At 71.4% G+C, this 12,405-nt stretch carries 14 protein-coding genes; 12 read left to right on the plus strand and 2 right to left on the minus strand.

All coding sequences use genetic code 11. The features are described from left to right. The 6 genes from OG599_RS22105 to OG599_RS22130 all read left to right on the plus strand — a co-directional run bounded on the left by OG599_RS22105 (window position 1) and on the right by OG599_RS22130 (window position 4,828). Window positions 1–1,410 (plus strand): sensor histidine kinase, encoded by a 1,410-nt coding sequence (locus tag OG599_RS22105; RefSeq protein WP_442809500.1) that lies wholly within the window; start codon window positions 1–3, stop codon window positions 1,408–1,410. A gap of 13 nt (window positions 1,411–1,423) precedes the next feature. Further along, a complete protein-coding gene (locus OG599_RS22110; RefSeq protein ID WP_442809501.1) occupies window positions 1,424–2,443 on the plus strand; it encodes a response regulator in 1,020 nt (339 codons plus the stop codon). 252 nt (window positions 2,444–2,695) lie between these two features. Beyond that, window positions 2,696–2,926, plus strand: a complete 231-nt coding sequence (locus tag OG599_RS22115; protein WP_327177712.1) for a hypothetical protein — start codon at window positions 2,696–2,698, stop codon at window positions 2,924–2,926. Beyond that, window positions 2,923–3,531 carry a pilus assembly protein TadG-related protein gene (locus tag OG599_RS22120; RefSeq protein ID WP_327177713.1) on the plus strand — a complete coding sequence of 203 codons (609 nt, stop codon included), beginning with the start codon at window positions 2,923–2,925 and terminating at the stop codon, window positions 3,529–3,531. The genes OG599_RS22115 and OG599_RS22120 overlap by 4 nt, the downstream gene beginning before the upstream one ends. A 29-nt stretch (window positions 3,532–3,560) precedes the next feature. Further along, window positions 3,561–4,172 (plus strand): hypothetical protein, encoded by a 612-nt coding sequence (locus OG599_RS22125; protein WP_327177714.1) that lies wholly within the window; start codon window positions 3,561–3,563, stop codon window positions 4,170–4,172. Window positions 4,173–4,243: 71 nt separating this feature from the next. Beyond that, entirely contained in the window at window positions 4,244–4,828 is a 585-nt protein-coding gene (locus tag OG599_RS22130; RefSeq protein ID WP_442809703.1) for an OmpA family protein, read from the plus strand. A 214-nt stretch (window positions 4,829–5,042) separates the two neighbouring features. Here OG599_RS22130 and OG599_RS22135 read toward each other — a convergent pair whose 3' ends face one another. Beyond that, window positions 5,043–5,510 carry a hypothetical protein gene (locus OG599_RS22135; protein WP_327177716.1) on the minus strand — a complete coding sequence of 156 codons (468 nt, stop codon included), beginning with the start codon at window positions 5,508–5,510 and terminating at the stop codon, window positions 5,043–5,045. Between the two features lie 416 nt (window positions 5,511–5,926). Between OG599_RS22135 and OG599_RS22140 the strand changes: the two genes are divergently transcribed. Continuing rightward, on the plus strand, window positions 5,927–6,619 hold the full coding sequence (locus OG599_RS22140) for a hypothetical protein (protein ID WP_327177717.1): 693 nt from the start codon (window positions 5,927–5,929) through the stop codon (window positions 6,617–6,619). 407 nt (window positions 6,620–7,026) lie between these two features. Beyond that, on the plus strand, window positions 7,027–7,584 hold the full coding sequence (locus OG599_RS22145) for a hypothetical protein (RefSeq protein ID WP_327177718.1): 558 nt from the start codon (window positions 7,027–7,029) through the stop codon (window positions 7,582–7,584). A 30-nt stretch (window positions 7,585–7,614) separates the two neighbouring features. On the opposite strand, the gene OG599_RS22150 is transcribed toward OG599_RS22145, so the two are convergent. Further along, the gene (locus OG599_RS22150; RefSeq protein WP_327177719.1) at window positions 7,615–7,992 is read right to left on the minus strand and encodes a DUF192 domain-containing protein; all 378 of its coding nucleotides are present in this window, start codon (window positions 7,990–7,992) and stop codon (window positions 7,615–7,617) included. 210 nt (window positions 7,993–8,202) lie between these two features. Here OG599_RS22150 and OG599_RS22155 point away from each other — a divergent pair, with 210 nt between their 5' ends. The 4 genes from OG599_RS22155 to OG599_RS22170 all read left to right on the plus strand — a co-directional run bounded on the left by OG599_RS22155 (window position 8,203) and on the right by OG599_RS22170 (window position 12,113). Further along, entirely contained in the window at window positions 8,203–9,132 is a 930-nt protein-coding gene (locus tag OG599_RS22155) for a prepilin peptidase (protein ID WP_442809502.1), read from the plus strand. A 152-nt stretch (window positions 9,133–9,284) separates the two neighbouring features. Then, on the plus strand, window positions 9,285–10,139 hold the full coding sequence (locus OG599_RS22160) for a class I SAM-dependent methyltransferase (protein ID WP_327177720.1): 855 nt from the start codon (window positions 9,285–9,287) through the stop codon (window positions 10,137–10,139). 86 nt (window positions 10,140–10,225) lie between these two features. Next, window positions 10,226–10,663, plus strand: coding sequence for a hypothetical protein (locus OG599_RS22165; protein ID WP_327177721.1), 438 nt, complete (start codon window positions 10,226–10,228; stop codon window positions 10,661–10,663). 688 nt (window positions 10,664–11,351) lie between these two features. After that, window positions 11,352–12,113 carry an isoprenyl transferase gene (locus tag OG599_RS22170; protein WP_327180140.1) on the plus strand — a complete coding sequence of 254 codons (762 nt, stop codon included), beginning with the start codon at window positions 11,352–11,354 and terminating at the stop codon, window positions 12,111–12,113. The last annotated feature ends 292 nt before the right edge of the window (window positions 12,114–12,405 follow it).

Here is a 12,405-nt window from a genome sequence, read left to right on the forward strand (position 1 = left end):
ATGAGGGCCGGAGGCCATGAGCGGGAGGGAGGAGAGGCATCCGTGGAACGAGCAGGCAGATGGCACACGCTGATCGAGGAGATCGCCCACTCCTCCGTCGTCCAGGCGCTTCCCACGTTGTCCATCCAGGTCAACGCACTGCAGGCCATGTGCCGGCAGGTCTTCGGCTTCAGGCTGGCGATGATCGCCATCGCCACCCCGTTCGCCATTGGCCACACTGCGCCGGGACCCGCCACCTGGCTGATCGGCGGGGCGATTCTCGTCACCTTCATGGGGTCGTACGTCCTCTTCCGCGACTGGGAGCGGTTCGGCCCGCAGCTGCTGCGACACCGCTGGATCCTCGCCATCGATGTGTTCCTCGGAGCCATGCTGCTGGTCACGGCCACTCCCGAATCGACCCTCGCCTACGTCACCGTTTGCACCCCCTTGCTGGCCGGGCTCGTCTACGGCTGGCGGGGCGCGGCCGTCTTCGCGGCGCTCCAGATCGTGATCGTCCTCGGCGTGTACAACACCGTCCCCGGTCTGGAGGAGGAGGACGCGAGCATCCTCCTCCTCCCCGGCTTCTGCGTGATTGCAGGTGCGGTCGGTGTGACCCTGCGCAATCTGCTCCTCCGATTCGGCACGGCCAGCCAGGCACTCACCGAGACCAGAGCGCGGCTCGCCGTCAACGAGGCGGTGGAGGGCGAGCGCACCCGCCTTGCGCGGGAAATGCACGACTCCGTGGCGAAGACCCTGCACGGGCTCGCCATGGCGGCGGAAGGGCTCGCTGGTTCGGCCGACCGGATGGACCCCCTCACCGTCCGGAGCCAGGCCGAACTCGTTGCCCGATCCGCGCGTCGCGCCGCGGCGGAGTCCCGCGAACTCCTCACCGATCTGCGGCGGGAGTCGGGGCTGGACGGCGGCGTAGACGTGATGGCCGAACTGCGGGCTCGCGCGGATGACTTCACGAACCGCTACCCCGTGAGCGCCGCGTTCCGGACGCTGAGCGACCTGACGGTCCCGCACGTACCCCATGCGGTGGCCCGGCAGCTCCTCACCGTCGCCTCCGAGGCGATGGAGAACGCCGGCCGGCACGCTGATCCGACCCGTCTTCTCGTCCTCGCGGGCGTGCAGGGTGATGTCCTGCGCGTGAGCGTGTGTGACGACGGGCGCGGGCTGCCCGACGGCACATCGCTCGAGACCCTCCGGAGAGCCGGGCATTTCGGTCTCGTCGGCATGGTGGAACGCGCGGCGTCGATCGGTGCGCGCATCCGGATCGGTCAGGGCGAGGCCGCGCGCGGCACCGAGGTGCGCCTGGACCTTCCACTGGCCGCTCTCAGCGCCACAGGAGCCACCCCCGGGACGGAGCGGCCGGAGCCGAACCTTCTCCGGTCCGTTCCGTCTCCCACCCCCACATCCGAGAGATTCTGAGAGGAGGTCGCAGATGCCCGAGTACGCGTACCGGGAGCAGGGGCACCCGGCCCGGAGCCATGGATCGGGGCACCTCAAAACTGCCGGTCCGGACCGAAGTGAGCAGGGAGCCCCCGCCTGCCAGCAACCCGCGACACCCGAGGACCAGCCCTCCCCCTTCCCTCCATTCCCCGTCGTGACCTCACCCACCGTGCTGAGAGTGGTGGTGGCCGACGACAATCCGGTCGTTCGGGCGGGCCTCGGAGCCTTGCTCTCGGGGCGGGCCGACATCGACGTGGTGGCCGAGGCCACGGACGGACGACAGGCCTACGAAGAGGCGTTGCTCCACCGCCCGGACGTCGTTCTGCTGGACGTACGGATGCCGGGCGTGGACGGCATATCGGCTCTGCCGTACCTGGTGCCGATCGCGCCGGTCCTGATGCTGACGTACAGCCGCGAGAGCGAGATCGTCCAGGAAGCACTTCGACTGGGTGCGGGCGGGTATCTGGTGCACGGTGAGTTCACCGCCGACCAGCTCGTGCAGGCGGTGCGTGACACGAAGGACGGCCGGGCTGCATTCACCGCCACCGCGGTCGATGCCCTGCTGGCGCACATGCGTCAAGGGGCTTCCGGGCCCTCGGGCGGACTTCCCGAGGGGCTGGGCTCTGCACTCGCCTCGGCCATCTCGCCCCAGGGCGTCGTACCCGCCGGTTCCGAACCTGGTCCTCCTGAGATTCGACAGCACGGGCCGGCGGAAGGGCTTTCGCAACTGCAACCAGTTGTGGGACAGTCGAGCAGAGGTGAAAGCTCGAATCGCCCTCTGAAGTACCAGTCCTACGGCATGAGTTCGCGGGAGGTGGAGATCATGGAGCTGATTGCAAGCGGGATGAGTAATCAGCAAATCGCTGCCACATGCTTCATCAGTGAGAAGACCGTGAAGAACCACATCAACCGCATTTTCACGAAGCTGCACAGTCGCACCCGCAGCGAAGCCATAGCGCGCTGGCTGGGTACGGCGCCGTCGGCGGGCCCTGGCGCGCAGGGGGGCCGATAGCGATGGTCCGCAACAGGACCGAGCACCGGAAAGCTGGCCGGGTGCTCCGGCGCTCATGGGTCAACGGCACCTCTCGCAAGGGGCTTTGGGCCCGCCAATGGGCCCTGGGGCCCTCTGACGGCGAGGCCGCTCCATCGTATGTTTCTCATGCCGCGAACGGCACCGGCCAGGAGGAAGCCGGTACCTGCAGCGGCACCACGGGAATGTGCGAGTCGGCCGGCAACCGGTCGGCCGGACCAGGAGGGGACCACCATGTCGAACATCACCCTGAAGACCGCCGTCCGCATCAACGGCTGGGCCAACACTGCGGTCTCCGCGGTCCAGAGGCGCTACGCGGAGAAGGACCGGGGGCAGACGGCTTTCGAGTACCTCGGCATCATCCTGGTGGTCGTGGCGATCATCGGAGCCATCGTGGCGACGGGGATCGGTGGCGCGATCTCGGAGCGCATCAAGGGCCTGGTCACGTCCATCACGACCAAGTGACCGCACGTTCGCGGCTGGACCGAGGGCAGGCCTTCCCCATCTACATCATGATGGTGGCGGGCCTGCTCTTCCTTGCGTTGGCCTTCTTCGCGGTCGGTAAGGCCTCGGCACTCCGCAACGGTGCTCAGGGGGCGGCGGACGCGTCCGCTCTGGCGGCTGCGCAGTCAGCCCGTGAGCAGTTCGAAGCGCCGTTCATCGCGGCCCTCTGGGCCAACTCGATCGACACGTTCCTCCAGGCATCCCCCTTCTACGCCGCGTGCGGCGCCGCACAGGGGATGGCCTCGGAGAACGATGCGAATCTCAAGAGTTGCATCCCGAAAGAGGGCGGCCGTCGTGACACGATCACGACGAAGGTGGAGGGCCGCGGCACGGTGGATTCGTCGGTGATTCCGGGGTCCGACCGCATCGAGGCCAAGGCAAAGGCGACGGCCATCGTCGAGTTCCGGTGTGACTGGACCTCCGTCGACCTGAACGACGACGGGGTGCAGGACATCTACTTCTTCACCTGCGACGGCGGAAGGATGGCCGAAATCCGGCCAAGTAGCCCCCCGCCGTGGTCCAGCGTGAGCAAGATTCTCTTCGACGTGCACTTGGTCGACCAATGACAGCGAACGACGAGTAGAGGAATCGGCCCATGAGCATTCGGCGCACCACGAGACCCCAGAGGGTGATGATGACTGTCGCGATGTCCGCGACGGTCGCCCTCGCACTCACCGGTTGTGGCGGGGACAGCGACGGCACGGACAGCGGGGCCGCCGGCTCGCCCTCGACATCTGCCAGCCCGGCGGCCGAGGACAAGGGGCAGCAGCAGCCGGACACCGCAGCTGGGGACGCCGTCGACCCGAATGCGAAACTCGCCGAGGCTCAAGGAGCGGGCGGCCTCACGCTCGTCGTCCACCAGGTGAAGCGGGACACCGGTGGCTTCGTCACGGTCCAGGCCGAGATCAAGAACACGGGAACCGAGACACGCAACAGTGCGGATTGGGGAGGCCAGGAGTCCGACATCGTCGCCAAGAACCCCAACTCCGTCGCGGGAGCGACGCTGGTGGACAAGGTGGGCAAGAAGCGCTATTACGTCCTGCGGGATACCGATGCGCGATGCTTGTGCACCACCGCCATTGCGCCCCTGTCGCCGGGAGAGTCGGCTCCTGTCTTCATGCAGTTCCCCGCACCCCCTGATACGACCAATGAGGTGGACTTCACGCTGCCCACCTTCGCCACCACTTCACTGAAGATCTCTGGGTGAGCGGCGACATGACCACCACGCAGAGGCAACGCCGCAGGCGCCATGCCCGAGCCGCCGTGGCTGCGGGGCTCATGCTCGTGGGTACCACGGTGTTCTTCGGCGCTACCTCCTACGCCGACGACGGGCCCTCCGTCCCCCCCGGTACCGAGGCCACCTCCGAGGCCCCCGTCCCCCTCGACGCCAACGACCCCGACCTCAGGATGCCCGAGGGCGGCACCCTCGCCCCGGGCAAGGTGCTCGACATCGTCCAGGTCGTCGAGGACATGGGGGGCGAGGAGCGGCGGGAGGACTCGAACCAGTCCATCAAGTTCGCGCTCCAGGCCGAGGTGCTCTTCGGCAAGGACAGCGCGAAGCTGAGCCCGCAGGCGAACTCCCGTATCGCGGCCATCGCGGCCGAGATCAAGAACCAGAACGCCTCCCAGATCCGGGTCTTCGGCTTCACCGACAATCTCGGCTCTTCGGCCCACGGCGACGTGCTCTCCAAGCAGCGCGCGGAGGCCGTGCACGCGGTGCTCTCCCAGCAGCTCGGTGCCGAAGTCACCTTCGAGATCCGTGGGTACGGCGAGCAGTACCCGATCGCGGACAACAGCACCGAGGAAGGCCGGAAGAAGAACCGGCGCGTGGAGGTCTCCTTCCCGCGCGGCGCCACCTCCTGAAGCGCCGATCGGCTCAACCGTCGGGCCCGGGTCACGAGCACCACGTGATCCGGGCCCACCCATTCGGTGCGCAGGCGGCCAGGCGGCCAGGCGGCGAGGTGGTCTGGACGCCGAGGTGGCCAGGCGGCGAGGCAGTGAGGTGGTCGGGTCGCCGGGGCAGTGAGGCGGCGAGGCAGTGGCGTGGTCGGGACGCCGAGGCGGCCGCGGTCCGTCCCTACCGGTCGCCACGGGCCCGCCAGTCGTGGCCGCCCGTCCTGCCGCCGCCGTCGTGCCGTCGGCCGTACGGGTACGAGGGCGGCGGTACGGGTGCCGTGGCGCGCTCCTCCAGCAGCCGGTCCACCGCGATCCCCACGGCCGCACCGGTGACGAGCGAGGCGGCCGGCATCAGGAGGCCCTCGATGCCCGCCAGGTCCCAGGTCCAGGAGGCCGCGTAGTCATAGCCGAGCGCGGCCAGGGGGACGGCCAGGCAGCCGAGCGGGTACAGCAGACGGGATGCCCGGTGGCTCTCGGGCAGCAGCCGGGCCGCCGCCAGCACGGCGCACGCCGTGACGGCGAGGCCGGGCACGTGCAGCAGCCCCAGCCGCCAGCCGAAGCTGTCCAGGCGTTCCGAGGTGCCGAGTGTCACGTCCAGCGCCCGGCCGAGCATGAAGCCGCCGCCCAGTTGGACGAGTGCACCCGCCACCCAGCTGCGGATCAGAGGGAGGAGCCGGCCGGTGCGTGGCCCGGCACCTGCTCCGACCCGCTCTCCGCCCCGGCCGTCACCGCTCACGGTCCACCTCTTCCCGGCGTACGCCCATGGCCCTCTCCGTGAGGGTAGGTGGCGTACCGGCGCGGGGCACGGGCCCTCGGCCCCAACGCGGGCCCATGTCACCAGCACGCACAGGCGGTTGAGAGTGTGCGGGAGGCCGCACCGCGGCCCGCCCGCCCGTGGCCGCTTGCCGGAAGGGTTCACCCGCCGCGCGGATCAATGGGCCCCCGCTGAGCCCAGGGGCCCAAGACCCAGTCCTGCTGGGGAGTTAGCGTCGGAGTCGTAGATCACGAGACAGCGATCCGGTGCTCCCCCCACGGCGCCGGGCCGCACGCCGACGGGAACCTGCCGTGAAAGTACTGGAAAGTGTGCGCAGTCTGGTCTTCCTGGGGAGCCTCCCGCAAGCCAGGGCCTTCGCCGCCGGCTGTGCGGAACGTACCTCCGTGGTGTTGCTGCGCTCCCTGGACCTCGCCGGGCGCGCCGACGACCTGGCGGCGTGCCGGGCCGCCGTGGACCTGCTCTGGAGCCCGCACCCGCGGCCCGCCGCCGTCCCGGAACTGCTCCGTCATCTGCACGCACTGCCCGAGCTGCACGGGCCCGGAGCCGTCGCAGGCCTCGACGTGCTGGCGAGGACCGGCGCCCGCGCGCTGTACTCCGCGCTGGTCCTTGCCGCCAGCCCCGAGGACCGCGGCGGACCGGGGGGCGCGGTGGAACCGTCCCTCTTCGCACGGGACTTCGCGCGGGAGCTGTACTTTCATGGGGCGAAGCGGCTCCCGGCCGAGGAGGACGGGGCGCAGAACCACGACGTGTCGCTGATCATGTCCTTGCGCGCGGCGGAACTGGCCGCGTCGCTGGCGTCCCTACGGGCGAAGGCGGCGGAGGAAGGGCGCTACCGGCTGGCCCTGGCCGTCACCGGGTGCACGTCCCAGTCGCCGGTCCCTGCGTCCCGTGCACCCGGCCCCATGTCCCCAGCGCCCGGTCCGGCGTCCCGCGCGCCCGGTCATGCGGTCCGGAGGAGGGACGGCCTCCCCCGCCCCGCCTGATCCCGCGCCCCGCCTGATCCCGCGCCCGGCGTTCGATGTCCCGCGACACGCAAGCGAAACGCGGGACGTGCAGGCTGGAGACACGGCGGACGGACTGGACCGACGGATGGTGTCGGCGGTACGTGCGGACTGGACCGGCGTACAGGCAGGGCAGGCGCCCCGGGCGCGGGCGCGCCGGGCGGAGAACGGACGGTGGACCCATGCGAAGTCGGCCCGGGCGCACGGCGGGTGGGCTGGTCGCCGTCGTGCTCTGTCTGGTGATGGAGGCCTGCGCAACGGGCGGCGGAGGGGCCGGTCGGGTGGGGCCGCGTCCGGGGGGCGCGAGCGGAAGCCCGGCGATCCCGTCCCCCTCGCCCGCCCTCGGAACCACCCCACCCACGGGATCTTCCGCCCCCACTCCAGCCGAAATGGCCCTGGGTCGAAATGAGTTGAAGGGGTACGCGATCGCGCCCCTGGGGTACGAGGAGGTGCGCGGCACCGAGCGGTCCGACGACCCCGTCTGCGCCCCACTGGTCGACCTGGTCAACCTCGCTCCTCAACCGGCCCCTGCAGCAGTCGTGTTGCGTGCCGCCGTCGACGCGTCCCGTGTGGGGCGCGATGATCAGACCGTGGTGACCGTGCTGTTGGCCGCGTACGCCGACGGCGACGGCGCCGCGTCGCTCCTGGACCGGGTGCGGCGGGCTGTCGCCGTCTGCGCGGGCGGCTTCCGTACCCGGGGCGGCGACGGACCGGCCGTGTACACCTCCGTCACCGCGCTCCCCGCCCCGCGGGCCGGCCAGGACGCGGTGGCGTTCCGGATGATGTGCGGCTGGGGCGGGCAGTCGAGCCCGCTGGTGTTCACCGTCGTACGGAGCGCGGCCGCCGTGGTCGTCTTCAGCGCGGCCAACTACCTGGACGGCATGGTCCCCACCATCCCGCCCGCGCTCGTCACCGCGCAGGCAGGGAAGCTCCCGCCCGCGCCGTGAGGACCCGAGGCGCCATCTCCGTAAGGGTGTTCAGCCGTCGGCCGGCCCCACTCCGTCCACCGTGACCCGGACCCCCGGCCGCAGCCCCCAACCCGCCATCGCCCCGGCCTCCGACTCCACCGCGTGGCGGGCGCGCAGCCGGGGCAGGCCCAGCCGGCCCGGCTTCATCGTGCGGACGGCGACGACGTTCAACTTCCGGTCCAGGTAGGCCACGTCGATGGCGAACCGCATCCGGAAGGTGTGGATGCTCGAACAAGGCGTGAGCAGCAGCGCCCCCTCGACACCGTCCTGCCCGAGCAGCCCCCGGGTGCGTGCCCGGTACGAGGCCGCCACCCGTAGCGGGATCACCCGCGCCTCGCCGCCCGTACCCACGGTCAGTGTTCCGTCGCCATCACGCCATCTGCCCATGGGCACCGACCGTAGCGCCCACCGGAAGGGCGCGTGTCCCGTCGGGCAAAGATCGAGCGGGCAAAGATCGAGCGGGCAGGGATCGAGCGGGCAGGGATCGAGCGGACAGGCATCGAGCGGGCGGGCATCGAGCGGGCAGGGATCGAGCGGCCCCGCCGGTGGGCCCTCGGGCCCAAGACCCGTGCGGGGGAGTGCGATTAGGGTCGGTCCGTGGACGCCATCCGGATCACCCTCGTGACCCTCGCCGCCGTCTGGGGCGCTGCCACCGGGCTGTTGATCCCGCGTGCCGCGTACCGATTGTCGGTGGAGCCGGAGGAGGAGTGGCGGGACGCCTGCCCCGCCGGGCACCCGTTCCCCGGGACCGGCCCCACACGCGGCTGGCTGGGCCCCGCCCGCTGCCCGGCCTGCGCATCGGGCACCGCGGCCACGGCAGACGCGACGAGCACGGCAGACGCGACGAGCGCCACGGGAGCAGGGGGCACAGCGAGCACCACGAGCACTACGGGCACCACGAGCACTGCGGGCACCACGAGCACTGCGGGCACCACGAGCACTGCGGGCACCACGAGCACTGCGGGCGGCGCCTCCGCCCCCACCGCCGCCCCCTACGCGCCGCAGGTACTCCTCCCCGTGGTGACCGCACTGGCCTGCGCCCTGCTGGCCGCCGCGACCGGGACGCGTCCCGAGCTCGCCGTCTGGTTGCTGCTCGCCCCCGTCGCCGTACTCCTCGCCGCCGTCGACCACCGGGTCCACCGCCTTCCCGACCAGCTGACCCTGCCGCTGGCCGGAGCCGCCGTCGTCCTCCTGGGCGCGGCGGCCCTGCTGCCGGAGCACGTCGGCTCCTGGACCGGGGCGCTGCTCGGCGGGGCCGTGCTGGGCTGCTTCTACCTGGTCCTCTACCTGATCAACCCGAACGGGATGGGCTTCGGCGACGTGAAGCTCGCCCTCTCCCTCGGCGTGGTGCTCGGCTGGTACGGCTGGCCGGTGCTGGTCGCGGGCGGGTTCGCCGGGTTCCTCTTCGGTGCCGCGTACGGCCTCGGGCTGCTGGTGCTGCGGCGCGCGCACCGTCGTACGGGCATCCCGTTCGGCCCCTTCATGATCGCGGGCGCGCTGACCGGCGTCCTCCTGGGCGCCCTGTGACGCCCGACCACGGGCAGGCCGGGGCGACGGCACTGCCTGCCGCCAAGACCGACGGCCAGACCCCAAGAGGCCAGACCCCAAGACACCGGCCCCCAAGGCGCCGGCCCCCAAAACCGTTCGCGGTCGCCGCGCCCTCCTGCGACCCTGCGGACATGCCGCAGCGACCCGAAACCCCCGCCCCATCTCCCGCCTCGTCTCCCTCCCCGGCCCTCACCGGCGCGTCCGCCGACCGCTTCGCCGCGCTGGTGGCCGAGGCGGAGGCGGCGCCGATGGACGGCTGGGACTTCTCCTGGCTCGACGGGCGGGCGACCGAGCAGCGGCCCTCCTGGGGGTACGCCCGCGCGATGGCCGACCGGCTCGGCCGGGCCACCGCCGCGCTCGACATCCAGACCGGCGGCGGCGAGGTACTGGCCTCGGCTCCCGTCCTCCCGCCGCTCATGGTGGCCACCGAGTCCTGGCCGCCGAACGTGGCCCGCGCCACCGGCCTGCTCCACCCACGCGGGGCGGTGGTGGTCGCGGACTCCGACGAGCCGCCGTTGCCGTTCGGGGACGGCGCCTTCGACCTGGTGACCAGCAGGCACCCGGTCACCACCTGGTGGCAGGAGATCGCCCGGGTACTGGCCCCCGGGGGTACGTACTTCTCCCAGCAGGTCGGTCCGGCGAGCGTCTTCGAGCTGGTCGAGCACTTCCTCGGCCCGCTGCCGCCCTCGGCGTACGCCGCCCGCGATCCCGAGCGGGCCCGCGCCGAGGCCGAGGCGGCGGGGCTCGTGGTGACCGACCTGCGGTCGGAGTCGCTGGACACCGCGTTCTTCGACATCGGGGCCGTCGTCTACTTCCTCCGCAAGGTCATCTGGATGGTGCCGGGCTTCACCGTCGACGCCTACCGGCCACAACTGGAGTCGCTGCACCGGCGGATCGAGACCGAGGGCCCTTTCACCGCCCGCACCACGCGCTTCCTGATCGAGGCGCGCAGGCCGACAAGCGCCCCGCGGAACGGCTTTAGGTGAGGAAATCGTTAACCTCCCTCCCCTTGTGCCGTCTTGTACCGCAGAGTGCGATCCTGGACGAGTTGTACGGAGAGAGGGAGCGTGTCGTGGGGAGCGAGCAGTCCGGGGGGACGGCCGGCCGACACCGCTCGGGCCGATCCGACTGGCTCCGGGGCGCGCGGATCATCGGCGTCCACGGTGTCTTCTACCGCCCGGACGGCCGGGCCGGCGGCGCCGAAGCGGTCGAGTTCGTCCTCGCGGACGACCGGTCCGTCCTGATGACCTGCGCCTCCGACCGGACGCTCCGGGTGACCGCCGGCACCTGGCCGAGGCTGCCCGCATGGTGCGTGCCCGCCGGGCTGTGGGCGCACGGCCCGCTGAACAGCGTGCCGCCCGCACCGTACGGGGGAGGCTGGACGGTCACCGGAGCCCAAGAGAGCAGGGACGAGAACGACGAGGTGCGCGAGGCCGTCATCCACTGTGAGAACGGCGACTTCGTGGTCGTCGCCGGAGACGCGCTCGGCATCCGCTTCCACCCGGCCTGAAACCGTCCCGCGCCGGCCGCACCGTCCGCACCGTCCGCACCGTCCCGCGCCGGCCGCACCGTCCCGCGCCGGCCACACCCGCCCGCACCGTCCCGCGCCGGCCCCAGGCGCCCCGACACGCCCCGGAATGCCGGATTCCCTGCCCGGAACGGAGTCCGGCGCATTCGGAGAGTAGTTGTGGAGTGGCGTGGCGGGCGAGAACGCTCACGAAGGGTTAGGGTGGAACTCCCCCCCTCGGGCCGGTCCGTATCCCCCCCACGGACCGGCCCGAATTTTTTTCGGGGGCCGGGCCCCGGGGCCGAGGCGCCTCGGCCACATCCCCGCCGCCCCCTTCCCGCACCACCCACTGCCGCACCACCCCACTCCCCGCACCACCCGCCGCGTACCCCGCCGGAGCCTCCGGCGCGGGCCCGGCACTCCCCGGAGTCGGCGCGCGACACGGTGGTACGAGAGGTGGGCGAGTGCTCACATTTCTCTGTTTTTCGCGGAGTTGTGACAGACCGGGTTGGGCCCGTGCCGCCTTCCCGCAGTAATGTGACGGCTTCGGGGAATGCCGGCGCGCGGCGCGGCACTCGTCCGCGCGGGGCCGTGCGGACATGGCGGCGAACCCCCCACGGGGAGGTCCCCGTACCCCTGTGACAGGGGCGGGCGGGCCGATGACCCGTACGGAACCGAGAGGGTGAACTCAGTGAACTTGCGCGACCTGGTGTACGGGCTCTACGCACGCCGGGTGGAAGGCCGGCTGGACCACTCACAGGTGCCGAAGCACATCGGGGTCATCCTCGACGGCAACCGCCGCTGGGCGAAGGCGTCCGGTGGTTCGGCGGTGCAGGGGCACCAGGCCGGCGCGGACAAGATCTCCGAGCTGCTCGGCTGGTGCAACGAGACCGATGTCGAGGTCGTCACCCTCTGGCTGCTGTCGACGGACAACTTCGACCGCCCCGAGGCCGAGCTGAAGCCCCTCCTCGGCATCATCGAGAACACTGTGAGCAACCTGGCCTCGGACGGCCGCTGGCGGGTCCACCACGTGGGCACCATGGACCTGCTCCCCGCCCAGACCCAGCTCGTCCTCAAGGAGGCGGAGCAGGCCACCGCCGACATCGACGGGATAATCGTGAACGTCGCCGTCGGCTACGGCGGCCGGCAGGAGATCGCCGACGCCGTGCGGTCGCTGCTCCTGGACCACGCCGACAAGGGCACCACCTTCGAGGAGCTGGCGGAGGTCGTCTCCACCGATCTCATCTCCGAGCACCTCTACACCCGGGGCCAGCCCGACCCCGACCTGGTGATCCGTACCAGCGGCGAGCAGCGCCTCTCCGGATTCATGCTGTGGCAGAGCGCTCACTCCGAGTACTACTTCTGCGAGGTCTTCTGGCCGGCCTTCCGCAAGGTCGACTTCCTCCGCGCGCTCCGCGACTACGCGGCCCGCCACCGCCGCTACGGCGCCTGAGCCGAGCCCCCGGGACCGCGCGCACTCCTTATATACGTACGCACCGCGCACACGTGAGCACCGCGCACACGTGAGCACCGCACATACGTGAGCACCACCGCCACGAGGGCGTCCCCACCGGCCGGGGGCGCCCTCGTGGCGTGCCGTCGCCGTGGCGGTCCTCCGCCCGTCGGCCGGTGGTTGCCACGTGTCCACCTGGGCGCCCCGGGACGGTGGCACAACCCGTGGCATGGCTTCGGGCGTTCGAGGGAATACCCCTGACAGGTCGACGTCCGGTCAGCAACCAGGCGGA

This window comes from Streptomyces sp. NBC_01335 (assembly GCF_035953295.1).
Taxonomy (GTDB): Bacteria; Actinomycetota; Actinomycetes; order Streptomycetales; family Streptomycetaceae; genus Streptomyces.